A 24,372-nucleotide genomic window follows, 5' to 3' on the forward strand; every position below is an offset into this window, starting at 1 on the left:
GGACCGCCGCGGGTGGCGGCGGTCCGCGCCAGGCAATCCTGCCCGATCCGACGCGAGTTCGGATCGGCGCGCTCGGGTCGGTTCGGCGCGCGGGGGTCAGTTCAGCTCGCCGGCCGCCGAGCCGGCGGCCTCGATCACCTTGCCGGCCCGGACGAAGGCGTCGGCGGCCTCCAGGTCGGGGGCCAGGAAGCGGTCCGGGCCCACCCCCTCGGCGCCGCTCGCGCGCAGCGCGGCGATCACCGCGGCGGTGGCGGGCGCGGGCGCACCGAGGCCGGCGGCGACCCGCATGTCCAGGGCGCGGGCGGCGGTGGTGAGCTCGATGGCCAGGATGCGGTTGAGGTTGTCGATCGCGCGGCGCAGCTTGCGGGCCGCGCTCCAGCCCATCGAGACGTGGTCCTCCTGCATCGCCGAGCTGGGGATCGAGTCGGCCGACGCGGGCATCGCCAGGCGCTTGCACTCGGAGACCAGCGCGGCCTGGGTGTACTGCGCGATCATCAGGCCGGAGTCGACGCCGGGGTCGTCGGCGAGGAACGCGGGCAGGCCGTGCGAGCGGGAGGGGTCGAGCAGGCGGTCGGTGCGTCGCTCGGCGATCGAGCCGAGGTCGGCCACCGCGACGGCCAGGAAGTCGAGCACGTAGCCCACCGGCGCGCCGTGGAAGTTGCCGTTGGACTCGATCCGGCCGTCCTCCAGGATCACCGGGTTGTCCACGGCGGAGGCGAGTTCGCGGTCGGCCACCAGCAGCGCGTGCGCGAGGGTGTCCCGGCCGGCGCCCGCGACCTGCGGCGCGCAGCGCACCGAGTAGGCGTCCTGGACGCGCGGCGCGGCGTCCTGGTGGTGCCCGGTCAGCGCCGAACCCTCCAGTACCCGCAGCATGTTCGCCGCGCTGGCCGCCTGGCCCGGGTGCGGGCGGATGGCGTGCAGCGCCGGGTCGAGCACGCGGGAGGTGCCCAGGAGCGCCTCCATCGTCATCGCGGCGGTGATGTCGGCGGTGGTGAACAGGCGGGCGAGGTCGGCCCCGGCCATCAACAACATGCCGAGCATGCCGTCGGTGCCGTTGATCAGGGCCAGGCCCTCCTTCTCCTTGAGCTCGATCGGCTCCAGCCCGGCCGCGGCGAGCAGTTCCGCGGCGGGTCGCACCACACCGTCGGGACCGGCCGCCTCGCCCTCGCCGGTGAGCACGAGCGCGCAGTGCGCCAGCGGCGCCAGGTCGCCGCTGCACCCGAGCGAGCCGAATTCGCGGACCACCGGCGTGATGCCCGCGTTGAGCAGTCCGGCCATGGTCCGCGCGACGATCGGCCGTACCCCGGTGCGTCCCGAGCACAGCGTCTTCAGCCGCAGCAGCATCAGCGCGCGGACCACCTCGTCCTCGACCCGGGGGCCCATTCCGGCGGCGTGCGAGCGGACCAGCGAATGCTGGAGTCGGGTGCGCAGTTCGGGGCTGATGTGCCGGACGGCGAGCGCGCCGAAGCCGGTGGACACCCCGTACACGGGTTCGGTGCGCGCGGCGAGGCCCTCGACGACCGCGCGCGACGCGGCCATCGCCTTGATCGCGCTCTCGGCGAGTTCGACGCGCGCGCCGGCGCGGGCGACCGCGAGGACGTCCTGCGGGGACATCCCGGCCTCGCCGATCAGGACGGTGGCGGGGGCGGTCTCGGGGGCGCTGTGCAGATCATTATTCACTCGAACATTATGTGCATGGATCGCGACAACGCCAGGGCGGCTACCGTGCCGGAAGGCGTACGGCACGTTCGCGTCGTTTCCGTGCCACCGGTCGTGCGCCGTCCGGAGCGGATCCGACCGCCCGGAGACAACCGAGGAAAGGCAGTGCCGTGGGTCGGGTCACCTCTCGCCACAAGGTCCTGCGACTGGGCGGCGACGCACCGGCCGTCACCCGCACCGACACGCTCGTCGCCGAGGAGCCGCTGGACATCCGGATCGGCGGGCGCACGATCACGGTGACCATGCGCACACCGGGTGACGACTTCGACCTGGTCGCCGGGTTCCTGGCGGCCGAGGGCGTGATCGGCGCCGCCGGGGACCTGACCGCGATGCGCTATTGCGCGGGCACCGACGAGGAGGGCCACAACACCTACAACGTGGTGGACGCGGTGCTCGCGCCGCACGTGCCCGCCCCGGATCCGGGCCTGATGCGCGGGGTGTGGACCTCGAGCGCGTGCGGGATCTGCGGCAGCACCGGGATCGACGGACTGCGCCGGATGTCGCGCTTCGACGTGCTCGCGGACCCGGTTCGAGTGGACGCGGAGGTGCTGTACGCGCTGCCCGATCGGCTGCGGGCGGCGCAGAAGGTGTTCGCCAGCACCGGTGGCCTGCACGCGGCGGGCCTGTTCACCGCGGCCGGCGACATGGTGTGCGTGCGCGAGGACGTGGGTCGGCACAACGCGGTGGACAAGGTGGTCGGCTGGGCGCTGCGCGAGGGCCTGCTGCCCTTGGCCGGCCACGTGTTGATGGTCAGCGGGCGGGCCTCGTTCGAGCTGACCCAGAAGGCCGCGATGGCGGGGGTGCCGGTGATGGCCGCGGTGTCCGCCCCGTCCGGGCTGGCGGTGGACCTGGCCGCGGACGCGGGGGTGACCCTGGTCGGCTTCCTGCGCGGGCGCTCGGCGAACGTGTACAGCCACCAGGATCGGGTCACGGTGCGCTCGTCCCGGCCGTCGGCCTGATCGCGGGGGCGGTCCGAGCCCGGCCGCCCGGGTCCTTGCGAGAGTCGCGGTCACCGTGTCGGCGAAGGGCCGGTGCGTGCGGTCGCCGCGGAAGCCGGGCGCCCGTCCTCGCCGTCACTCCGGGAGCGAGGCGCCTCCGGTCAGCGCGACCGCCACCAGCGCGCGCAGCACCGGGGCCAGGCCGGTGACGCTCAGGCTCAGGTCGTCGGCGTAGACCTCGACCAGCCAGCCGCCCGCCGCGTTGCTGCCGCCGGCCGCGACCATCGCCTTGTAGCCGCCGACCAGGAGCAGGTCCTCCTCGGCCGGGTCGGTGCCCGGGTCGCCGAGTTCGGCGACGAAGCTGCCGCCCTGCACCGCGTGCGCCGTGGCCGGATAGTGCGCCAGGTCGTATTCGGCGGTGACCGCGTCGTAGCGCTGCCCCGCCTGGCTCTGCGCGCCGGTCAAACGGTGGATCGAGTAGCGCACGGTGCGCAGCACCCGGCCGCCCGGTGGCAGGTAGGACACCCACCACGCGACCCCGTCCAGCATCCGCGCGAAGGTGTCGGCGACGATTTCCAGCCGGCCGAGCGTGTCCGCGCGGTGCACGCTCTTGGGCTCGCGCTCGTCCAGGACCGCGAGTACCGCCGCGAGCAACCGGCCCGGTTCGGCGTTGTGCAGCGCGCCGCGGAAGCGGCGGCGGTCGCGGTGCGGGCCGGGGCCCTCGGCCTGCGCGTCGTCCTGCGCCTCGCGCGCCAGGGACAGGGTCAGGTCGGGCTGTTGGCCGCGCCCGGCGACCACCGGCCGGGTCGAGCGCGAGCCCTTGGCCCGGTACTGGGCCGCGTCGGCGAGCCGGAACAGGCGGTCCGCGCTGGTCACCGGGCCCACCGGATCGCCGGTGGAGGCCACGCCGCAGGCCACACCCTCGCCGTCGTGCATCCGCAGCGCGCGCCGACACAGTTCCTCGGCGACCGCGACCACGTCGTCCGGCGGATAGCCCTCGGCGAGCACACAGAACTCGTCGCCGCCGAGCCGGGCCGCCATCGCCCCCGGCAACATCGCGCCGCACGCGGAGAGCTGGTCGGCGAACCGCTCCAGGAGGCGGTCGCCGACGTCGTGGCCGCGCTCGTCGTTGAGCCGCTTGAGACCGTTGACGTCGCAGACGATCAGGCTGACCACGACGCCGTCGCGGTAGTGCCGGGCCATCGCCTCGTCCAGCCGGGCGTCGATCGCGCGCCGGTTGGCCAGGCCGGTCAGCGGGTCGGTGAAGGCCAGCTTCTCGATCCGCTCGAAGTGCTCGGCCTGGGCCAGCCCGGCCGAGATCTGTGCGGCGAGCACCCCGGCGAACTCGGCGTCCACCGGCTCGAACCGCGGCTGGTCGGAGCGCCGGGCCAGGTACAGCTCGCCCCACACCCGGCCCTCGACCATGATCGGCGCGACCATGCAGTCGTGCCGGCCCCGGCGCAGCATCGCCGCGACCCGCTCGGGGTCGCGCGCGTGCTCGGGATCGTCCACGCAGCGCGACCACGTGGTGGGCCAGGACTCGGACTCGATGATGTCCGGGAAGTCGGTGACCGGGTACGTCTCCGCGGCCGGCAGCGGTTCCTCGCCCTCGGCGAGTTCGCCGTCGTTGACCAGCACGCGCAGCCGTCCGGTGTCCCGCTCCCAGACCGAGATCGAGGCGTGCGCGGCGCCCATCGCCGACCGGGCCTGGGCCGCGGACACCCGGACCACCTCGGGGAAGTGGTGGGTGGTGGCGAGCGTCTTGGCCAGATGGATGATCGCGTGCAGCCTGCGGGCCGCGTCCGGTCCCTCGACCAGGGCGACGGGTTCCGGGCACGTGTCTCCGGGCATGCCCGGCAGATCGTCGGGCAGGCCGCCCGAACCCTCGGTTCCGGAAGCGCTCGAATCGGGTCGCGAAGCTACGGTTCTCACCCCCAATCCACCAGCACCGAGACCAGAGGATATGTCATATATTGCCCGATTCACGGCAACGTGCACCCGCGTCATGCCGCCACCTCGACGGGTCGCTGTTCGCGTGTGTTCCAAGTTGTGGGCCCCGGCCGGCGCCGACGTGGCCGCCGTGCGCCCGCGCGTGAGCCCGGGGGCTCGCTCCGGTGCGAGCGAAGCGCTTGTATACCCCGGCTTCGCGTCCTGCGCACATTACTCCTGTGCCTCGCGCCCGCAACGCCCCGTGTCCGCTCCGTAGCGCGACGGGACGCATCGGGGCACGAGGTTGTGAAGACAACGTGGAGGGGTCCCACGATCTCGACCGAAAGAGTACGGTCGCGGGCACAGCCCGAAGGAGCGACGCGTGCCCACGCTTTCCGTCATCGCCGCGATCGACGTACCGGCCATCCGGATCTGGGAGGCAGTAGGAGACTTCGAGGACCCGTCCGGGTGGTACCCGTGGCCGGTGGACGAGCACGACGGGAACGAACGACGTGTCCGCAGACCCGACGGCTCGACCGTGCGCGAACGGCTGGTCTCGCACGACGCGGCACGCCATACCTATACCTACCGGGCGCTGGACGGCCTGCCGCTGCTCGGCCGGCTCGCACTCGAATCGATCGCCGGCGGCACGATGTGCCTGGTGGTGTGGTCGGTCCGGTTCGAGAGCACGCCGGCCGAACAACTCGCGGTGCTGCGCGAGCTCGAACACGTGGTAATGCGGCCGGCGCTGCGCGACCTGCGGGCGGCCTTCGCCTGACCGCGTCGCGGACACCGGGGCGCCGGGTGTCCCGGACCGGATCCCGGCCTCACCCGACCGCCGGGGCGAGCGGATCGGGCAGCGGGCTCCCCGGGCGGCAGACCGTCCAGGGTTCGACCAGGCCCAGGCCGCGCACCGGGCGGCGCCACATCGGGTGCAGTTCGTAGCGGTTGTCGCCCTCCAGCGCCGCGGCCAGTTCGCGGTCGACCACCACCGCGTCCTTGGGACTCAGCGCGGTCAACCGGCTGGCCAGGTTGACCGTGGTGCCGAACACGTCGCCCATCCGGGAGAGCACGTGGCCGTACGCGATCCCCACCCGCAGCGCGGGCAGGATCTCCTCCTGTGCCATCGCCTCGACCAGTCGCAGGCCCAGCTCGACCGCCGAGTCCGGCGAGAAGGTCACGAACAGCACCTCGTCGCCCAGCGTCTTGACCAGCCGCCCGCCCTGCTCGGCGATCACGTCGACGGCGGTGTCCTCGAAGGTCTGCACGAGGCGGCCGAGCTCGGCCTCCTCCAGATTGCGCGACAGCCGGGTGAACCCGACCAGGTCGGCGAAGCCGACGGCCAGCGACTGGCCCACCGTCTGCGGATCGGTCAGGCCCTGCATCGCCCGCGAGCTGGCCGCGGCCAGGTGTCGCCGCCAGGCGTAGATGACCAGCGGTTCGAGTTCGAGCATCACGTCGCCCGCGGTGGTGACCACCTGCTCGGAGCGGCTGCCGGTGAGCTCGTTGCCGATGTACTCCACCCACGCCTCGGTCTGCCATTCGGCGAACCGGGCCATGGTCTGGCCGACCGAGCGCACGAACTGCGCCGCGACCGTGGCCGGCAGCAGCCCGGACTCGGTCAGCTCGCGCAGGTGCTTGAGCGCCGCGACGTCGGCGTCGGTGAACGCGCGGGCGGGACCGAAGTCGGCGAAGCCCAGGCCCCGCCACAACCTGCGGGCCTCGTCGAGGGGCACTCCGACCAGGTCGGCGACCTGGCCCGAGGTGTATCGCCGGGGTGCGCCCAGGACGACCTGCTCGACGTCGGCGATGGTGTTGTTGACCGCCTCGATGTCGGACAGGTCGGGCAGGGCGTGCTGATCGGCCGCGTCGGCCCCGGCGCCCGCGCCGGGCTCCACGCGGGTCCGTTCCTCGGGCATGTGGCTCCACCGGTGTGCGAAGGATGGTCTCGTCGGAGCCACACTACGTGTCGGGGGTCACAAAGGTTCGGGGTCGGGCGGAGCCGGCTGCTTCCCGCGCTCGGCGGCGGCCCGCCGTACGAGCACGAGCAGCTCGCTCTGCAGCCGCACCACGCGCGGCAGACCGGGCAGTTCGAGCTGGTCCCGGTCGCCGACCGGCACCAGCACGACGGTGCCCGCGCCGAGCACGCGGTCCGCGAACGACTCGTGCTCGACCAGTACGTCCTCCACCCGCGCGAACGGAATCACCCGGATCTCCCGGGTCACCGTGCCGGTACGCACGGTCAGCCGGTCGGCGGCGACCGAGTACAGCGTGCCCAGCCAGGCCAGCCACGGGACGACGCTCCAGCGGATCAGCACCGCGAGGCCGGCCAGGAGCACGGCGGGTTGGAGCCAGCCGGCGGCGGCGTCCGGCGGGGTCAGCGCGGCGAGGAAGCCGGTGACCGCGACGGTGGCGAACAGGGCGAGGGCGGGGCGGACGAGGTGCATCCAGTGCGGACGCACGACGAAGAGCGTGTCGTCGTCGACCTCGGCTGTGATGGGGAACACCGGGCCTCCTGATGGGTCACCCACGATTGTGCGGGTCCCTTGGGCGGGAGGCCCGGAGGCGTGCCGAAGGCACGGTTTTTGCGCCCACCCGCCCACCCGTTGCGCAAGGTGCGGAGGCTGCGGAACGCGGGCGAGGGGTGGAGCCGAGCCGGCCTCGCGGCGTGCGTGGCGGGAAAGGGCGAACGTGCGATGCGCGGCCGGTGGTGGGCGCGGGTGGGGTGGGTGGGGCGGGTGTCAGTCGGTGGTGGGGCGGACGTGGACCACGTCGCCGGCGCCGACCGCGGTGGGGCCGTCGGTGGTGGTGACCAGGAGCCGACCGTCGTCGTCGATGCCGGTGGCCGGGCCCTCCAGGGTGCGGTCCGCCGGGAGTTCGACCCGGACCCGGCGCCCGATCGTGGCGCACGCGCCGGTGTAGGCGGCGAGCAGGCCGCTCGTACGCGCGTCGCCGCCGGCCAGCCGCCAGCGGGTGTACCAGTCCTCCAGCTCGCGCAGGATCGCGCGCAGGATCGGATCCCGGTCGATGCTCTCGGCGCCGGCCAGCAGCAGCGAGGTCGCGGTCGGTACCGGAAGTTCCTCCTCGCGCAGCGAGACGTTCAGGCCGATGCCCAGCACCACGCCCGCGCCAGCCCGCTCGGCCAGGATCCCGGCCAGCTTGCGTTCGCCCACCAGCAGGTCGTTGGGCCACTTCAGTCGTGCCTGCACACCGGCCACCCGGGACACCGCCGCGGCCGCGGCCACCCCGGCCAGCAGCGGCAGCCAGCCCCAGCGCGCGACCGGCACCTCGTTCGGCGCCAGCGTCACCGACACCGCGATGCCCGAGCGCGGCGGCGCGCTCCAGCGCCGGTCCAGCCGGCCCTTCCCGGCCACCTGCGACTCGGCGACCAGGATCAGGCCCTCCGCCTCGTCCGCCCTGCGGGCCAGGTCGACGTTGGTCGATCCGGTCTCGGGCAGCACGTCCACCTCGCGCCACAATCCACCCGGTACCAGCAGGGCCCGGCGCAGCGCCGCCTCATTCAGGGGCGGGCGGTCCAGATCCGTGAAAGGAGAGTCCATCCGATCACCCTAGAAGGCACCGCGGGGCAGGGCGGTGATGCTCGCCGGCGTGGCGCGGCTACGCTACCGATCGCCGCCGTTCGACTTGACAGGAGCCAGCACGATGGACCCAGTACAGGGCGATCCCGACATCCACACCACCGCCGGGAAGCTGGCCGACCTCGAGCGTCGCATCGACGAGGCGGTTCACGCCGGAAGCGCCCGAGCGGTCGAGAAGCAGCACGCCAAGGGCAAGATGACCGCGCGCGAGCGGATCGAGTACCTGCTCGACGAGGGCTCGTTCGTCGAACTCGACGAGTTCGCGCGGCATCGCTCGACCAACTTCGGCCTGGAGGCCAACCGCCCCTACGGCGACGGCGTCGTGACCGGTTCCGGCACGGTCGACGGTCGCCAGGTGTGCGTGTTCTCCCAGGACGTCACCGTGTTCGGGGGCAGCCTGGGCGAGGTGTACGGCGAGAAGATCGTCAAGATCCAGGACCTCGCGATCAAGACCGGCGTCCCGCTGGTGGGCATCAACGAGGGCGGCGGCGCGCGCATCCAGGAGGGCGTCGTCTCGCTCGGCCTGTACGGCGAGATCTTCCGTCGCAACGTGATCGCCTCCGGGGTGATCCCGCAGATCTCGCTGATCATGGGCGCGGCGGCCGGCGGCCACGTGTACTCGCCCGCGCTCACCGACTTCGTCGTGATGGTCGACCAGACCTCGCAGATGTTCATCACCGGTCCCGACGTGATCAAGACGGTCACCGGCGAGGACGTCACGATGGAGGACCTCGGCGGCGCGCGCACGCACAACAGCAAGTCCGGCAACGCGCACTACATGGGCGCGGACGAGAAGGACGCCCTGGAGTACGTCAAGGGCCTGCTGTCCTATCTGCCGAGCAACAACCTGGAGGAGGCCCCGTCCTTCGACGAGGCCGCCGACCTGGAGACCACCGACCACGACCGCGAGTTGGACACGCTCATCCCGGACTCGGCGAACCAGCCGTACGACATCCACACGGTGATCGAGCACGTCCTGGACGACGCGGACTTCCTGGAGGTCCAGCCGCTGTTCGCGCCGAACATCGTGGTCGGCTTCGGCCGGGTCGAGGGTCGGTCCGTGGGCATCGTGGCCAACCAGCCGATGCAGTTCGCGGGCACGCTGGACATCGACGCGTCCGAGAAGGCCGCGCGCTTCGTGCGCACCTGCGACGCGTTCAACATCCCGGTGCTGACCTTCGTGGACGTGCCGGGCTTCCTGCCGGGCACCGACCAGGAGTGGAACGGCATCATCCGGCGCGGCGCGAAGCTGATCTACGCGTACGCCGAGGCCACCGTGCCGCTGGTGACGATCATCACCCGCAAGGCGTACGGCGGCGCGTACGACGTGATGGGCTCCAAGCACCTGGGCGCCGACGTCAACCTGGCCTGGCCGACCGCGCAGATCGCGGTGATGGGCGCGCAGGGCGCGGCGAACATCCTGCACCGGCGCACCATCGCCGCCGCCGACGACCCCGAGGCGACCCGCGCGCGGCTGATCCAGGAGTACGAGGACACGCTGTGCAACCCGTACGTGGCCGCCGAACGCGGCTACGTCGACGCGGTGATCCGTCCGTCCTCGACTCGGGCGCACGTGGTCAAGGCGCTGCGCGCGCTGCGCGGCAAGCGCGAGACGCTGCCGCCGAAGAAGCACGGCAACATCCCGCTGTAGTCGGACCACACCGAGTCGGTCCCGCGGCGCCGTGCGCGGCGGGCCGACCCGGTCAGGGCCTGGAGGTCCCCATGATCAAGGTGGTGCGGGGTGAACCCACCCCGGAGGAGTTGGCCGTGATCGTCACCGTGGTGGCGGCCAAGGCGCGCGGCGGCGGTGTCGCGCCGGAGCCGGCGGCGCCCTCGCAGTGGAACGCGCCGGCCCGGCTGGTGCGCCGGCAACTGCGTCCCGGGCCGGGGGCCTGGCGCGCGAGCGCCTGGCCGTCCTGACCGAGCCCGTTTCTGCGACGATCGGCCATTCGGTCCATCGGCATATGCGTTGTCGGTCTATCGCACGACCCGACTTGAGTACCCGTACTCAAGAACGCACCGTGGTGCGCGGCCCACGATGGACGCATGCGTGAGCGTGACGAGTTCTCCGAGGAAACCCGGCGCGCCGTGGCCCAGCTTCGGCGCGCCGTGTGGATCCTGCCCGTGGTGGTGATCCTCGGCCTGCTCCTGCTCGGACTGTGACCGGCCCGCGATCCGGCGCCCGGTACGTTGGCGGCATGACCGACCGCACCCCCTCCCGTTCCCTCGTGCTCGCCTCGGCCTCCCCCGCGCGCCTGAAGCTGCTGCGCGACGCCGGGCTCGATCCGAAGGTCGTGGTCAGCGGCGTCGACGAGGACGCGCTCACCGCCGCCTCCCCGCGCGAACTCGCGCTGCTGCTCGCCGAGGCCAAGGCCGACGCGGTCGCCGCCGACCTGGGCGCCGACGAACTGGTCCTGGGCTGCGACTCGGTGCTGGAGTTGGACGGTCGTGCGCTGGGCAAGCCGGTCGACGCCGCCGACGCGCTGGCCCGCTGGCAGGCCATGCGCGGGCGCTCCGGGGTGCTGTTGACCGGGCACTGCGTGATCGACCGCCGCAGCGGCCTGCGGGTGTCCGACGTGGGGGCCACCACGGTGCGGTTCGGCACGCCGTCCGACGACGAGGTCGCCGCGTACATCGCCACCGGCGAACCGCTGCACGTGGCGGGCGCGTTCACCCTGGACGGGTACGCGTCGCCGTTCGTGGACGGCATCGACGGCGACCCGGGCAATGTGATCGGCCTGTCACTGCCGCTGCTGCGCCGGCTCCTGGACGGCGTGGGCGTGCGGATCGTCGACCTGTGGACCTGATCGGGCGACGCGGCCCGGGGCGCTTCCGCCCCGGGCGCCGACGATCCTCAGGAGGCGGAACCGTCCGGCCGGTTCAGGTCCCGGCGGACCGGGCCGGGGCCCAGGTTGGGCAGCCCGGACGACGGCGGTTGCGGTTGGTACGAGCCGGCGTCGGGCTGCTGCGGCAGATAGGGCTGCGGGGCGGGTTCGGCGTAGGCGTTCGGGGCCCACGGACCGCCACCGGGCACCGGGGCGCCGACCGGGCCGGATCCGGGCCCGCGCCCGGGACCGGTTCGCGGGGGCGGCGTGGGCGTGCCGCGCATCCCGGCCAGGACCGCCAGCGGCAGCGCGATCGCCGCGAGCACGAGCAGCGGCAGCGGTACGCCGCCGGGCTTCCTGGTCAGCCACTCCACCCACGCGTAGTCCGCCGACGCGGCCTGTAGCTCCGGCCACACCGGTCCGCACGCCGCGCCCAGCCCGAATCCCGCGATCGCGGCCTCCGGACGCAGCCCGCCGACCACCACGCCGATCGCCGCCGCGCCCGCGCAGCGCACCGCGAGCTGATGCCCGGAGCCGGCCGCCGGACCGATGAACTCGGCCAGGACCAGGGCGAGTGCGGCCAGGCCGATCGCGTACGACCCCAGCATGCGGGCCGCGACCGCACCCACGATGCCCGCGACGGTGAGCCCGAGCAGCCACGGCACGTATTCGCCCGGTCCGTCCAGGCCCAGGCCCGGATTGCCCTCGGTGCGGTCCCAGGCGAACAGCGCGGCCGGGAACGCGGCCAGCCCGACCGCCATCGCCAGCAGCGCGCCCGCCACCGAGCGGATCCCGTCCACCCGGTAGGTCAGCAGCGCGGCGACCAGGCAGCCGGCCAGCGCCACGATCGGCCACAGACCGAGCACCCGGGGCTTGTCGTCGCCCATCACGATGGTCGCGGCGGACACCCCGACGCCGGCCAGGCCGAGCAGGAACACCCCGCCGAAGGCGCCCACTTGGGACTCCTGCCAGCCGCGCCCCGGCGGCACCAGGACCCGACCGGTGGGCAGCAGGATCAGCAGGTAGCCGAACGCGGCGAGCGGCAGCCAGGTCTGTAGACCGGCACCGGACTCCCACATCGGGTCGAGCACGTCCCGCCCGCCGAGCACGAACAGCAGCGGCACACCCGCCGCGAGCGTCGCCGCGAACGCGGCGTTCAACGGCGCCTGGTGCCGGGGTACCGCCAGGTGGATCCACAACACCACGCCGACCAGCACCTGGACGGCGAAGCCGAACCGCAGCAGGTACACGAAGCCGAGCCAGCGCGCGTCGCCCGAGCCGTCGTAGTGCGCGGCGATCGGGTCGAGCGCGGTGGTCAGCGCGGCGCCGGCCAGGCCGATCACCAGCACGCCGCCGACCGCGCCGCGGCGGTGGGTGAACACGCTGTCGGTGAGCCCGACCCCGCCGATCACCAACGGCACCGCCCACGGCAACAACACCGCGATCAGGTCCCACACCGACCAGTCGCCGGCGCCCGGGCTCACCGGCGCCGGCGCCGACCCGTACGTGTCCGGGTCCGCGACGGCCGGGGCCGGTGCGGACGGGTCGATGCCCGCCCGGAGCAGTACCAGGGCGGCGGCCGTGCCGAGCACGACCAGCAGCACACCGGGCACCCACTCCAGGGACAGCCGGCCCACCGGTTCGGGGCGCCGCGCGCGGCCCTCCGCGAATCCGGCGCCGGCCTCGTAGGCCTTGCGTACCACTCCGCCGGCCATGGCCGTCTCCCCCGGGTCGTTTTACACGCAGCTTAGGGAAGGACGACGCTCGTCCGCTCCCGAAGCGGGAGACGCGGACCCGCCTGTTTCGGATTCGCCGGAAGTCCCTCGACCATCCCTCGGAACGTCCGTGCGCCGGCCCCCGCGCGGGCCCGTCGATCGCCGGACATTACCTCGGAGGGAATCGACCGCCCCACCCGGGCTCCAGCACAGTCGTCGATGTCGGCAATCGACCCTGGAGGATCCCATGAGCGCCCAGTCCCTGCACTCCACACTCGCGGCCGCCGGTTCCGGTGCGGACGGCTCCGTCCGCGGCGACACCGGCCTGTTGCGGATCGCGCTTCGGCTCGACGCGATCGCCACCGGCGCGGTGGGCCTGGCCGCGCTGGTCGGCTGCGCCGCGTTCGACGGCGCGCTCGGCCTGTCCACCGCCTTCCTGGCCGGGCTCGGCGCCTTCCTGGTGCTCTACGCGCTCGGCGTCTGGCGGGTGGCCGCGCGCGCCACGCCGCATCGCACCGCGGTGCGCGTGGTGATCGGACTCAACCTGCTGTGGTTCGCGGACAGCGTGCTGACGGCCGTCGCGGGCTGGATGGACCCGACCGGCCTGGGTACCACGTTGATCGTGCTCCAGGCGATCGCGGTGCTCGGCTTCGCCGACGTCCAGATGTTCGCCCTGCGCAAGGCACGCAAGTCCGTGCGATGACCGTACGCAGAGGAGCCGGCGGACCGTTCCGGACGCACCGTGCCGAGATCGTGGAACACCGCGTACGGTCTGGTGCCATGAGTTCGGGAAGCGCAGGCATCGCCACCGAGCGGCCCGCCGGCCGCGCCGCCGGCCGGCGGTCGAGCGGCGAGCTGATCCGCCACTGGCGGCAGCACCGGCGGTTGAGCCAATTGGAGTTGTCCGTGGAGGTCGAGGTGTCCACCCGGCACCTGAGCTTCATCGAGACCGGCCGCGCGGTGCCCAGCCGGGACATGGTGCTGCGGCTGGCCGAATACCTGGAGGTCCCGCTGCGCGAACGCAATCGCATGTTGCAGGCGGCGGGCCACGCGCCGGTGTACAACGAGAGCCGCCTGGACGCGCCGGAACTGGACGCGGTGATGGCCGCGATGCGCCAGATCCTGGTCGGGCACGGTCCGTTCCCGGCGGTGATCGTGGACCGGGCGTGGAACATCGTCGACGCGACGCCGAGCATCGCGCTGTTCACCGAGGGCGTCGCCCCCGAGTTGCTCACCGACCCGCTGAACGCCTACCGGGTGAGCCTGCACCCGGAGGGCATGGCGCCGCGGATCGTCAACCTCGCGCAGTGGCGCGCGCACCTGCTGCACCGGCTGCGTCGGCAGGCAGCGATCACCGCGGACCCGCTGGTGCAGGCGCTGTACGACGAGGTGAGCGGCTACCCGGGCGGCGAGCCGCCGAACGCGGCCGGCCCCGGCGCGCCGGCGATCCCGCTGGGCATCCGGTTCGGCGGGGAGGTGTTGTCCTTCGTCAGCACCGTGGCCACGTTCGGCACCGCGGTCGACATCACCGTGGCCGAGATCTCGATCGAGTCGTTCTATCCCGCGGACAAGCGCACCGGGCAGATCCTGCGCGAGTTGCACGGCGACTGACCCCGGGCGGCGCGGACCGTCGCACGGCGAGCGACCGCGGCGGCGCGCGTCCCGGGCCCCGGGTTCAGGCGCGGATCCGGTATCCCCACACCTCGGCGGGCTCGGTCACCGGGTCGGGTTGCCACTCGCCCAGTCGGGCCCAGTCCCAGGAGCGGAACGCGGCGAGCGCCGCGTGGTTGTCCCGGTGCACCCGGACCGCGGCGAACTTCGCGTCGGTGCCCGCGAGCAGCCTCTCCCGCATCCGGCCGGCCAGCCCCTGCCGCCGGTGCTGCGGCACGACCATCAGGTCGACGATCACGAACACCTTTCCGGCCGAGGCCAGTTCGGCCACGTCCTCGGGCAGGTCGCCGTGGAAGCCGGTCCACCAGCCACTCGCCCGTCGAGGCGGGAAGCCGTAGGTGCAACCGGCCGCGCCGGCGCCGTTCGCGACCACCATCTCGAACCCCGGCTGTTGGATGTGCTCGGCATAGCGCCGCAGGAAATCGGGGCGGCCCGGCGGATCCTCGCCGTAGCTCTTGACGTACGTATCCGCGACGGATTCCCGCTGTTGGTCGGCCTGCCAACGGGTCAGCCGGCGCAAGAACACCTCTGCCACCAGTACCTCCTGCCCAGGCATGGGATGCCGTAGACGCTCACATCGTGGCAGCCGGCCCCGCCCGGGGGAAACACCACGGCCCGAATACCCCCGGTCGAGCAACCGCCCCGCCCCCACCCACACACCCCACCCCCGGCCCGGCGCCAGGCGATTCGCGTGTTTCGGCCTCCATTGCCCGTGTGCGCTCGTAGCCTGCGCACGACAGACGCGAGGAGAGGGCGAATGACGCGAGACGTGCGGGAACCGGGCAACGCGTGGGACATGTGTGCCGAGGGTCACGACGACCACGAGTGGGTGTATCAGTACGGGCCCGACGGACCGACCGGCAATCCGTGGGCCAAGGCCTGCAAGCACTGCGGGAAGATGGCCGGGGCGAACGTACCCGAGAGCGGACTGCTCGGACACGCGTCCGGCGGCGATTGCCTGGGCGGCTGACCGGACGACGATAAACTGAAACACGTTACAGCCGTACCCGAGCGTCGGCGCCGACCTCGTCCGGAGTACGTTGACCCCACCGGCAACGTGGCCGGCAGCTCCACCGATGGCCATGAACGTGGCGGGTAGCCGTACCCATGACGAGGTGGGGCGGCCGAGGGTGCCCGCCTCCGAATCCCTAGACTCTCCGCAGTTGAGGAGGGAGCCAGATCGTGCGCAAGGTACTCATCGCCAACCGTGGGGAAATCGCGGTCCGCGTCGCCCGAGCATGCCGGGATGCCGGTATCGCCAGTGTGGCCGTCTACGCCGAGCCGGACCGGGATGCTCTGCACGTGCGGGTGGCCGACGAGGCCCACGCGCTCGGCGGGAACACTCCGGCCGAGAGTTACCTGGACGTGGCCAAGGTTTTGCGGGCCGCCCAGGACTCGGGCGCGGACGCCATCCACCCCGGATACGGGTTCCTGTCGGAGAACGCGGAATTCGCCCAGGCCGTGCTGGACGCCGGCCTCACCTGGATCGGACCGCCGCCGCAGGCGATCCGCGACCTCGGTGACAAGGTGGCCGCCCGACACATCGCCCAGCGGGCCGGCGCGCCCCTGGTCGCCGGCACCCCGGACCCGGTCTCGGGTGCCGAGGAAGTGGTGGAGTTCGCCAGGGCCAACGGCCTGCCGATCGCCATCAAGGCCGCCTTCGGCGGTGGCGGGCGCGGCCTCAAGGTGGCTCGCACCCTCGAAGAGGTCCCCGAGCTGTACGACTCGGCGGTGCGTGAGGCGGTGGCCGCGTTCGGCCGCGGCGAGTGCTTCGTCGAGCGCTACCTGGACAAGCCGCGGCACGTGGAGACCCAGTGCCTGGCCGACACCCACGGCAACGTGGTGGTCGTGTCCACCCGCGACTGCTCGCTCCAGCGCCGGCACCAGAAGCTCGTCGAGGAGGCGCCCGCGCCGTTCCTGTCCGACGAGCAGAACGCCGAGCTGTACCGCGCGTCCAAGGCCATCCTCAAGGAGGCCGGCTACGTCGGCGCCGGGACCTGCGAGTTCCTGGTCGGCCAGGACGGCACCATCTCCTTCCTGGAGGTCAACACCCGCCTCCAGGTCGAGCACCCGGTCACCGAAGAGGTCACCGGCATCGACCTGGTGCGCGAGATGTTCCGGATCGCCGACGGCGAGGTGCTCGGCTACGACGACCCGCCGCTGCGCGGGCACGCGTTCGAGTTCCGGATCAACGGCGAGGACCCGGGGCGTGGCTTCCTGCCCGCCCCCGGCGAGGTCACCACGTGGCTGCCGCCGTCCGGCCCGGGCGTGCGCCTGGACTCGGGCGTCGAGCAGGGCTCGGTGATCGGCCCGGCGTGGGACTCGCTGCTGGCGAAGCTGATCGTCACCGGCCGCGACCGCGAGCAGGCGCTCCAGCGGGCCAAGCGCGCGCTGGACGAGTTCGTCGTGGACGGCATGGCGACCGCGCTCACCTTCCACCGCGAGGTGGTGGTGGACCCGGCGTTCGCGCCCGAGCTCGACGGTTCGACCGACGCGTTCACGGTGCACACCCGGTGGATCGAGACCGAGTTCGAGAACACGATCGCCCCGTTCGGCGGCGGCGCGGACGGGGCCGAAGAGGCCGGCGAGCGCGAGACCGTCGTGGTCGAGGTCAACGGTCGGCGGTTCGAGGTCACCCTTCCGGCGGGCCTCGGCGCGTCCGGCGCGGCGGCCCCGGCCGCCGGGAAGAAGGCGCCCAAGCGCGGCGGCGGCAAGAAGGCCGGCGCCGCGGCGAGCGGCGACTCGCTGGCCAGCCCGATGCAGGGCACCATCGTCAAGGTCGCGGTCGAGGAAGGTCAGCAGGTCGCCGAGGGCGAGCTGATCGTGGTCCTCGAGGCGATGAAGATGGAGCAGCCGCTCAACGCCCACCGGTCCGGCACGGTCAAGGGCCTGGTCGCCGAGGTCGGCGCGACGGTCACGTCCGGCGCGGTGCTCTGCGAGATCAAGGACTGACCCGGGCGCACACCCACCGGGATCACCCACGATCCCGACGCACGCCACGATCGCCCCCGCCCGACACGTCGGCGCGGGGGCGGTCGTCCATGCGCACGCCGGAGGGGGTTCGGCGTGGACCACTGGTTCCTGATCGCCACCGTCCGCGCTGCCGGCGGCACCGGAGCCGCCCTGGGCGTGCGGTGGTCCGATCGTCGACGCGGCGCCCGCTCGTCGCACCCGTCCCCGCGTGCCATCGCGTCAAGTGAACCGGCCGTCTTCTCGGTCCCGCCCGAGTTGCTCGAGCGGGCACGGTCCGAGTTGGTCGTGTGGCTGCGCGAAGACGTGATCGAACGACTCGCCGAGTTGGCTCGGCGCACGCAGGCGCTCGTACCGGCCGAGCGGCCGGCCACCTTGGCGGCACAACTGCGGGCCCTGGACGCGGGCGAGGCGGCTTCGTGGGTGTTGCGGGAAGCCGACGATCTCCCCGATCTCGCGGGCGCGTGGGTGTTGGTGTGGCACGGAGTCCGGGCGCTGGAAGTGGCCGCGGCGGCCGATTCCGTCGACGAGCTCGGCCCGGATCGTCGGTTCGAGGTGTCGGTGTCTGTTCAATCCGTTGCACGGCGCAGCGCACGCCACGATGCGATGGGTGATGCGAGGACTGACCGCGCCGGTACCGGCGTGCTGGGCGTGTCCGGTCGCCGGGAGCGAGCGCATGGTGCCGGACATCCTCACCGCGCGGGTCGCCGACGGGGCGTACCTGCCCTACTACGAGGTCCCGGCCGAGCGGAGCGTGTGGTCGGCGACGGGGTTCGGTGCCTTCGGCGGAGACCTGGTCGAACAGGTGCGGCGCGCGTTGCCCGGGGGGCGCCGGGCGGTCGGCGAGTGACACCTGGCGGCAAGGTCCTGCTCACTGGTCGGGCATCACCCCCGGGACGCGCATGTCGCGCATCCGCTCCCCGTTGAACTCCGCGCGGGCGCCGGGGACGGCTCGCTGCGGAAGGGGGGCGATGTGCACCTGTGCGCCCAGCTCGGCCAGGGCCTCGCTCTCCGGACCGGGAGCGTCCTCGTCGGTGACGAGGTGGGTGATCCGCTCGGGGGCCACCGTCTGGAACATGGTGTCCACACCGATCTTGGTGTGGTCGACCATGACGACGACCTCGTGGGCGGCCTGGATCAGGGCGCGGTCCACACTCGCGGACAGCATGTTGGGGGTGGACAGGCCACGCTCGGCGGTGAGCCCGTTGCCGGACACGAACGCGCGGCGCACGCGCAGACCCGCGAGGGCCTGTTCGGCTCCGCTGCCCACCAGCGCGTAGGACGACCCGCGCAGCGTGCCGCCGGTCATCACGACCTCGACCCGATTGGCGTGGGCGAGGACCTGCGCGACAAGAAGGGAGTTGGTGACCACGGTCAGGCCCGGGATCCGGGCCAGCCTGCGGGCCAGCTCCTGCGTGGTGGTGCCGGCGCCCACGACGATCGCGTCCCCCTCGTCGACGAGGGAGACCGCGAGGTCGGCCATGGCCGCCTTCTCCGCCGCCGCGAGGTGGGTCTTCTGCGAATAGCTCGGCTCACGGGACAGCCCACCGGGCAGTACCGCTCCACCGTGCCGACGGTCGAGCAGCCCTTCGGCTTCCAGGGCCCGCACGTCCCGCCGAACCGTCACCTCGGACGTCTGGACCACCCGGGCGAGCTCCCGAAGGGACACCGCTCCGTTGGCCCGCACCATTTCAAGAATCAGTTGACGACGCTCTGCTGCGAACACGTGACGAAGGTAACGCGAACGACCGGCTCTTATCAGCCGCTTGCGACTCTTACCCGAACTTGTTCATCAAAGTGATAAGACCGCTTCGGTTTCCGGGCGCAGCGAAGCCGCAGCGTTCGCGAGGGCCAACCATAACGCTGCTCACCGGGAAGCGGATAGCACTGCTGTACACAGATTTTGATTCCGCGTCAGCCGGTCTCGACGGACGCCGAACACACCGCGAGGAGGCGATCACACCCGGTCCGATTCGAGTATGCGCGGCGGCCCCGAAGGACAGCGGATGTTCGAGAAAAGCCACCCGTAAGTGGAGTGCACAGGGGCGCGGAATCCGAATTACGCGCGCCCCTCGCGCGCCGGAGCCACCCGGCCCGGGCTGCGATGATCTTGACATCGGGGCCGCCCGGGGTGTCCCGCGCCGATAAGGATCGGCCCGACACCCCGGGATCCACCCGGCGGATTCGACCCGGCCGATTCGGCCGCTTGGTCAGGAACGCTCGCGCCGGTGCAATTGCCGGGCGGCTTCCGCGATCGAACCCGAAAGCGACGGGTAGACGGTGAATCCGCTGGCGATCTGGTCGACCGTCAGGTGCAGGTCCACCGCGAGCGCGACGGTGTGGATCAACTCGCTCGCGCGCGGCGCCACGATCACACCACCGACCACGATGCCGGTGCCCGGCCGACAGAACAGCTTCACGAAGCCGTCGTGAATGCCCTGCATCTTGGCCCGCGGGTTGCGCGACAGCGGCAGCTTGACGCCGCGCGCGTCGATCTCGCCCGCGTCGATCGCGGCCTGGGTATATCCGACCGTGGCGATCTCGGGGTCGGTGAACACGTTCGAGGACACGGCCTTGAGATTCAGCGGCGCCACCGCGTCGCCGAGCATGTGGTACATCGCGATCCGGCCCTGCATCGCCGCCACCGACGCGAGCGCGAACACGCCGGTGCAGTCGCCCGCCGAGTACACCCCGTTCGCGGTGGTGCGCGAAACCCGGTCCACCCGCACGTGTCCGGTGTCCTTGAGGAAGACGCCGGCCTCCTCCAGCCCGATGCCCGCGGTGTTGGGGATCGCGCCGACCGCGACCAGGCAGTGGCTTCCCTCGACGATCCGACCGTCGGTCAGGGTGACGATGACGCTGTCCCCGTCCCGCTTGACGCTCTCCGCGCGCGAGCGCGACATGACCCGCATCCCGCGCCGCCGGAAGACGCCTTCGAGCACCTCGGCCGCGTCCGGGTCCTCGCCCGGGAGCACCCGGTCGCGACTGGAGACCAGGGTCACCTTGGAGCCGAGCGCCTGGTAGGCACCGGCGAACTCGGCGCCGGTGACCCCGGAGCCGACCACGATCAGCTCGCGCGGCAGCTCGGACAGGCCGTACATCTGCTTCCAGTTCAGGATCCGCTCGCCGTCCGGCTCAGCACCCGGGATCTCGCGCGGGTGGGCGCCGGTGGAGATAAGGATCGCGTCCGCGTCGAGCGTGCGCTCGGAGCCGTCGGCGAGGTCGGCCACCACGCGGCGCGGCCCGTCCAGCCGGGCGGTGCCGCGCAGCACCCGCACGCCGGCGCGGGTGACGCTCTGCCCGATGTCGTTGGACTGGGCCTTGGCCAGCTGCAGTACGCGTCGGTTGACCACGCCCAGGTCCACGCCCACGATCGGGCGATCCAGCGTGCCCGGGGTGCCGTCGTCGACGTAGATGCCGAGCTCGTGGTGCGAGTCGGCGAAGTTCGTCATGACCTCGGCCGTGGCGATCAGGGTCTTGGACGGGACACAGTCCGTCAGTACCGCCGCACCACCCACCCCTTCGCGCTCTACCACCGTCACCTCGGCTCCGAGCTGTGCCGCGACCAAAGCCGCCTCGTACCCGCCGGGTCCTCCGCCTACGATCACAATCCGAGTCACGGGTGTCATTCTCTCCCATGACCGCGCGTCGCGTAGGCTGCGGCCATGCCCCTCTACGCCGCGTACGCAAGCAACCTCGACGCGCGGCAGATGGCTCGGCGTGCCCCGCACTCCCCTCTGCGCCACACCGGTTGGCTGCCCGGCTGGCGGCTGACCTTCGGCGGCGAGCAGTTGGGCTGGGACGGATCGCTGGCCACGGTCGTCGAGGACGAGTTGTCCCAGGTATTCGTCGCGTTGTACGACCTGGCCGAGATGGACGAGCCCGACCTCGACCGGTGGGAGGGCATGCCGCTGGGCCTGTACCGCAAGGTCCGGGTCCGGGTGGAGTCCCTGTTCGGCGAGCAGGTCGCGTGGCTGTACGTGCTCAACGACTACGAGGGTGGCCTGCCCTCGGCGCGCTACCTCGGCATGGTCGCCGAGTCGGCCGAGTCCGCCGGCGCCCCCGACGACTACGTCAAGGAACTCCGCAACCGCCCCTGCACGTAGCCCGCGGCACACCCGGCCGGGCCCGAAGACCGATCCGGCCGGCCGAGCCGGAGGCGACCCTCGGGCGGCCGACCCCAGGTGTGTACACCCGCCGCGTCGAGGTCTCGCGCGTCCGAGTGGCGACCGACACGATCCCGGTCCGACCGGATCATCTGAACGGACGTATCGCCACAAACCCGCACCAGTCGTCCCCCGCTGTCATTGCGGTCGTATCACAGTCTTCTACGCGCATAGACCCCGCTCGCGCCCTTTGCGGGTACAGCATTTACGCTCATCGATGTGAACGTATTGGATAGCCACGACCCGTACACGGCCGCCGCCGAGGCCGCCGAAAGCCTTCAGCGGCTCACCGGTGCCGCGACGCACGACATCGCGCTCGTCATGGGCTCTGGCTGGGTGCCCGCCGCCGACATGCTGGGCGACCCGGAGCACGAGTTCCCGGTCACCGAGCTGCCCGGCTTCCCGCCGCCCGCCGTCGAGGGCCACGCCGGCACCGTCCGCTCGCTGGTCATCGGCGACCGCCGCGCGCTGGTCTTCCTCGGCCGCACCCACCTCTACGAGGGGCACGGCGTCGCGGCCGTCGCGCACGGCGTGCGCACCGCGGTCGCGGCCGGCTGCAAGGCCGTCGTGCTGACCAACGGCTGCGGCGGCCTGCGCCCGTCCTTCGTGCCCGGTCAGCCGGTGCTGATCAGCGACCACATCAACCTGACCGCCGCGTCGCCCATCGTCGGGGCCAACTTCGTCGACCTGACCGACCTTTATTCGCCGCGGCTACGCGCGTTGTGTCGCGAGGTCGAGCCCGACCTCGAAGAGGGCGTGTACGTGCAGTTCCCCGGCCCGCACTACGAGACCCCGGCCGAGATCGGCATGGTCCGCGCGATCGGCGGGCACCTCGTCGGAATGTCCACGACCATCGAGGCGATCGCGGCGCGCGAGGCCGGCGCCGAGATCCTGGGCATCTCGCTGGTCACCAACCTCGCCGCGGGCATGACCGGCGAGCCGCTCAACCACGAAGAGGTCCTGGCCGCCGGACGCGCGTCCGCCGAGCGCATGGGCCGACTGCTGACCCGGGTGCTGCCGCGCATCTGAGCGCCCGCAGCACCGTTCCCGTCCTCTTTGATCCTTTCCGCACCGAGGAGTCCGTGTTGAGCGACGTCATCGAGATCGCACGCGCCTGGCTGGCCGAGGACCCGGACCCGGACACCCGGGCCGAACTCGAGGCGTTGCTCGAGGCGGACGATCGGGAGGGCCTCGCGGATCGTTTCGCCGGGTTGCTCCAGTTCGGCACCGCGGGGCTGCGCGGCGAATTGGGCGCCGGGCCGAACCGGATGAACCGCGCGGTGGTGATCCGCGCGGCGGCGGGTCTGGCCGCGTACCTCAAGACCGCGTACGTCACCGACACCGCCGCGCCCGCCGCGACCCGCAACGCGGTGGTGATCGGGTTCGACGCGCGGCACAAGTCCGACGTGTTCGCCCGGGACACCGCCGCCGTCATGGAGGCGGCCGGGCTGCACGCGCTGCTGCTGCCCCGCCCGCTGCCCACGCCGGTGCTGGCCTACGCGATCCGGCACCTGGGCTGCGTCGCGGGGGTGATGGTCACCGCGAGCCACAACCCGCCGCGCGACAACGGCTACAAGGTCTACCTCGGCGACGGGTCGCAGATCGTGCCGCCCGCCGACGCGGAGATCGCCGGGCACATCGCGGCGGTCCGCTCCCTGGCCGACGTGCCGATGGCCGAGGACGGCTGGGAGACGCTCGGCGAGGCGTTGATCGACTCCTACCTCGACCGCGCCGTGACCGTCGTCGACCCGACCGGGCCGCGCGCCGTGCGGATCGTGCACACCGCGATGCACGGCGTGGGCACCACCGTGATGCTCGGCGCGTTCGACCGCGCGGGCTTCGCCGACGTTCGACCGGTGCCCGAACAGGCCGACCCGGACCCGGACTTCCCGACCGTGGCCTTCCCGAACCCGGAGGAGCCCGGGGCGATGGACCTCGCGTTCCGCACCGCGCTCGCCGAGGACGCGGACGTGGTGATCGCCAACGACCCGGACGCCGACCGGTGCGCGGTCGCGGTACCGGACCCCGCGGTCGCGGGCGGCTGGCGGATGTTGCGCGGCGACGAGGTCGGCGCGCTGCTCGGCGACGAGGTGGCCCGCCGGGGCACCGACGGCGTGCTGGCCACCACGATCGTGTCCTCCTCGCTGCTGGGCGCGATCGCGCGCGCGAACGGCATCGCCCACACCGAGACGCTGACCGGCTTCAAGTGGCTCGCCCGCGTGCCCGACCTGGCGTTCGCGTACGAGGAGGCGCTGGGCTACTGCGTGGACCCGGCCGGGGTGTGCGACAAGGACGGCGTCACCGCCGCGCTGATGCTGGCCGAACTCGCGGCCCGCGCCAAGCGGGACGGCCGCACGCTCCCCGACCTGCTGGACGCCGTCGCGACCCGGTACGGGCTGTACGCGACCGACCAGTATTCGGTGCGGGTGGATCGCCTCGAACTGATCGCGGACGCGATGCGGGGGCTGCGCGAGCGGGCCCCGCGCACGCTCGGAGGGCTGGCCGTGACGAGCGCCGAGGACCTGCTGCACCCGCCGGCCGACGGCCTGCCGCCCACCGACGGTCTGCGCTACACGCTGGCCGGCGACGGCGTGGACCTGCTCGCGGGCCGCGTCGTGGTGCGGCCCTCCGGGACCGAACCCAAGCTCAAGGCCTACCTGGAGGTCGTGGTCGCCCCGAAGCGGATCGCCGAGGTCGGTGTCGACGGCGCCCGCGCGGCGGCGTACGCGGCGTTGGAGCGACTGAAGCGGGACCTGGCCGCGACGCTGGGCATGTAGGACGCCTCCCGGCCGACACGGACCGGTGGGCGAGCGGGGCGGGACGGTCGATCGACCGTCCCG

24 protein-coding genes are annotated in these 24,372 nt (G+C 72.6%); 14 read left to right on the forward strand and 10 right to left on the reverse strand.

The features are described 5' to 3' along the window. Positions 1-96: 96 nt before the first annotated feature. Complete coding sequence (gene hutH / locus ACZ4FV_RS46305) at positions 97-1,632, reverse strand: histidine ammonia-lyase (protein WP_395866531.1); 1,536 nt, start codon at positions 1,630-1,632, stop codon at positions 97-99. A gap of 197 nt (positions 1,633-1,829) precedes the next feature. On the opposite strand from hutH, the gene fdhD reads away from it, so the two are divergent. After that, on the forward strand, positions 1,830-2,678 hold the full coding sequence (gene fdhD, locus ACZ4FV_RS46310; protein ID WP_402230411.1) for a formate dehydrogenase accessory sulfurtransferase FdhD: 849 nt from the start codon (positions 1,830-1,832) through the stop codon (positions 2,676-2,678). A 114-nt stretch (positions 2,679-2,792) separates the two neighbouring features. Here the strand turns inward: fdhD and ACZ4FV_RS46315 are convergent, their stop codons facing one another. Further along, entirely contained in the window at positions 2,793-4,508 is a 1,716-nt protein-coding gene (locus tag ACZ4FV_RS46315; RefSeq protein ID WP_402230408.1) for a sensor domain-containing diguanylate cyclase, read from the reverse strand. 460 nt (positions 4,509-4,968) lie between these two features. Between ACZ4FV_RS46315 and ACZ4FV_RS46320 the strand changes: the two genes are divergently transcribed. After that, positions 4,969-5,364 carry an SRPBCC family protein gene (locus ACZ4FV_RS46320; protein ID WP_395866381.1) on the forward strand — a complete coding sequence of 132 codons (396 nt, stop codon included), beginning with the start codon at positions 4,969-4,971 and terminating at the stop codon, positions 5,362-5,364. A gap of 49 nt (positions 5,365-5,413) precedes the next feature. On the opposite strand, the gene ACZ4FV_RS46325 is transcribed toward ACZ4FV_RS46320, so the two are convergent. The 3 genes from ACZ4FV_RS46325 to ACZ4FV_RS46335 form a co-directional block, all read right to left on the reverse strand. Continuing rightward, positions 5,414-6,505: an adenylate/guanylate cyclase domain-containing protein gene (locus tag ACZ4FV_RS46325; RefSeq protein ID WP_395866383.1), complete on the reverse strand. Its 1,092-nt coding sequence runs from the start codon at positions 6,503-6,505 to the stop codon at positions 5,414-5,416. A 57-nt stretch (positions 6,506-6,562) separates the two neighbouring features. Further along, a complete protein-coding gene (locus ACZ4FV_RS46330) occupies positions 6,563-7,093 on the reverse strand; it encodes a PH domain-containing protein (protein WP_402230403.1) in 531 nt (176 codons plus the stop codon). Between the two features lie 234 nt (positions 7,094-7,327). Then, the gene (locus tag ACZ4FV_RS46335; protein ID WP_402230401.1) at positions 7,328-8,146 is read right to left on the reverse strand and encodes a biotin--[acetyl-CoA-carboxylase] ligase; all 819 of its coding nucleotides are present in this window, start codon (positions 8,144-8,146) and stop codon (positions 7,328-7,330) included. A 103-nt stretch (positions 8,147-8,249) separates the two neighbouring features. On the opposite strand from ACZ4FV_RS46335, the gene ACZ4FV_RS46340 reads away from it, so the two are divergent. The 4 genes from ACZ4FV_RS46340 to ACZ4FV_RS46355 all read left to right on the forward strand — a co-directional run bounded on the left by ACZ4FV_RS46340 (position 8,250) and on the right by ACZ4FV_RS46355 (position 10,992). Next, complete coding sequence (locus ACZ4FV_RS46340; protein WP_395866389.1) at positions 8,250-9,836, forward strand: acyl-CoA carboxylase subunit beta; 1,587 nt, start codon at positions 8,250-8,252, stop codon at positions 9,834-9,836. A 71-nt stretch (positions 9,837-9,907) separates the two neighbouring features. Next, a complete protein-coding gene (locus ACZ4FV_RS46345; RefSeq protein ID WP_395866391.1) occupies positions 9,908-10,105 on the forward strand; it encodes an acyl-CoA carboxylase subunit epsilon in 198 nt (65 codons plus the stop codon). 126 nt (positions 10,106-10,231) lie between these two features. Next, positions 10,232-10,348, forward strand: a complete 117-nt coding sequence (gene mmpB / locus ACZ4FV_RS46350; protein ID WP_395866393.1) for a morphogenic membrane protein MmpB — start codon at positions 10,232-10,234, stop codon at positions 10,346-10,348. A gap of 35 nt (positions 10,349-10,383) precedes the next feature. Continuing rightward, positions 10,384-10,992, forward strand: coding sequence for a Maf family protein (locus ACZ4FV_RS46355; protein WP_395866395.1), 609 nt, complete (start codon positions 10,384-10,386; stop codon positions 10,990-10,992). Positions 10,993-11,039: 47 nt separating this feature from the next. Here the strand turns inward: ACZ4FV_RS46355 and ACZ4FV_RS46360 are convergent, their stop codons facing one another. Then, positions 11,040-12,725 (reverse strand): hypothetical protein, encoded by a 1,686-nt coding sequence (locus tag ACZ4FV_RS46360; protein WP_395866397.1) that lies wholly within the window; start codon positions 12,723-12,725, stop codon positions 11,040-11,042. Between the two features lie 247 nt (positions 12,726-12,972). On the opposite strand from ACZ4FV_RS46360, the gene ACZ4FV_RS46365 reads away from it, so the two are divergent. Further along, positions 12,973-13,428, forward strand: coding sequence for a hypothetical protein (locus ACZ4FV_RS46365; protein ID WP_395866399.1), 456 nt, complete (start codon positions 12,973-12,975; stop codon positions 13,426-13,428). A gap of 77 nt (positions 13,429-13,505) precedes the next feature. After that, a complete protein-coding gene (locus ACZ4FV_RS46370; protein ID WP_395866401.1) occupies positions 13,506-14,336 on the forward strand; it encodes a helix-turn-helix domain-containing protein in 831 nt (276 codons plus the stop codon). Between the two features lie 64 nt (positions 14,337-14,400). Here the strand turns inward: ACZ4FV_RS46370 and ACZ4FV_RS46375 are convergent, their stop codons facing one another. Next, the gene (locus ACZ4FV_RS46375; protein WP_402230396.1) at positions 14,401-14,931 is read right to left on the reverse strand and encodes a GNAT family N-acetyltransferase; all 531 of its coding nucleotides are present in this window, start codon (positions 14,929-14,931) and stop codon (positions 14,401-14,403) included. A gap of 222 nt (positions 14,932-15,153) precedes the next feature. Between ACZ4FV_RS46375 and ACZ4FV_RS46380 the strand changes: the two genes are divergently transcribed. Together ACZ4FV_RS46380 and ACZ4FV_RS46385 are read left to right on the forward strand one after the other, a co-directional pair. Further along, a complete protein-coding gene (locus ACZ4FV_RS46380) occupies positions 15,154-15,366 on the forward strand; it encodes a hypothetical protein (RefSeq protein ID WP_395866405.1) in 213 nt (70 codons plus the stop codon). A gap of 212 nt (positions 15,367-15,578) precedes the next feature. Beyond that, positions 15,579-17,348, forward strand: coding sequence for an acetyl/propionyl/methylcrotonyl-CoA carboxylase subunit alpha (locus tag ACZ4FV_RS46385; RefSeq protein ID WP_402230393.1), 1,770 nt, complete (start codon positions 15,579-15,581; stop codon positions 17,346-17,348). Positions 17,349-17,588: 240 nt separating this feature from the next. Here ACZ4FV_RS46385 and ACZ4FV_RS46390 read toward each other — a convergent pair whose 3' ends face one another. Beyond that, positions 17,589-18,044 (reverse strand): hypothetical protein, encoded by a 456-nt coding sequence (locus ACZ4FV_RS46390; RefSeq protein ID WP_395866409.1) that lies wholly within the window; start codon positions 18,042-18,044, stop codon positions 17,589-17,591. On the opposite strand from ACZ4FV_RS46390, the gene ACZ4FV_RS46395 reads away from it, so the two are divergent. Beyond that, positions 18,043-18,216, forward strand: coding sequence for a hypothetical protein (locus ACZ4FV_RS46395; protein WP_395866411.1), 174 nt, complete (start codon positions 18,043-18,045; stop codon positions 18,214-18,216). The genes ACZ4FV_RS46390 and ACZ4FV_RS46395 overlap by 2 nt on opposite strands. 21 nt (positions 18,217-18,237) lie before the next feature. On the opposite strand, the gene ACZ4FV_RS46400 is transcribed toward ACZ4FV_RS46395, so the two are convergent. Both ACZ4FV_RS46400 and ACZ4FV_RS46405 read right to left on the reverse strand, forming a co-directional pair. Then, positions 18,238-19,056 (reverse strand): DeoR/GlpR family DNA-binding transcription regulator, encoded by an 819-nt coding sequence (locus tag ACZ4FV_RS46400; RefSeq protein WP_020552647.1) that lies wholly within the window; start codon positions 19,054-19,056, stop codon positions 18,238-18,240. 520 nt (positions 19,057-19,576) lie between these two features. Next, positions 19,577-20,995 (reverse strand): NAD(P)H-quinone dehydrogenase, encoded by a 1,419-nt coding sequence (locus ACZ4FV_RS46405; protein WP_395866413.1) that lies wholly within the window; start codon positions 20,993-20,995, stop codon positions 19,577-19,579. A gap of 36 nt (positions 20,996-21,031) precedes the next feature. Between ACZ4FV_RS46405 and ACZ4FV_RS46410 the strand changes: the two genes are divergently transcribed. The 3 genes from ACZ4FV_RS46410 to ACZ4FV_RS46420 all read left to right on the forward strand — a co-directional run bounded on the left by ACZ4FV_RS46410 (position 21,032) and on the right by ACZ4FV_RS46420 (position 24,309). Next, on the forward strand, positions 21,032-21,472 hold the full coding sequence (locus ACZ4FV_RS46410; RefSeq protein WP_395866415.1) for a gamma-glutamylcyclotransferase family protein: 441 nt from the start codon (positions 21,032-21,034) through the stop codon (positions 21,470-21,472). Between the two features lie 279 nt (positions 21,473-21,751). Next, the gene (locus ACZ4FV_RS46415) at positions 21,752-22,561 is read left to right on the forward strand and encodes a purine-nucleoside phosphorylase (RefSeq protein WP_395866417.1); all 810 of its coding nucleotides are present in this window, start codon (positions 21,752-21,754) and stop codon (positions 22,559-22,561) included. A gap of 53 nt (positions 22,562-22,614) precedes the next feature. Beyond that, a complete protein-coding gene (locus ACZ4FV_RS46420; RefSeq protein ID WP_395866419.1) occupies positions 22,615-24,309 on the forward strand; it encodes a phospho-sugar mutase in 1,695 nt (564 codons plus the stop codon). The last annotated feature ends 63 nt before the right edge of the window (positions 24,310-24,372 follow it).

Source organism: Embleya sp. NPDC025285 (genome assembly GCF_055558835.1).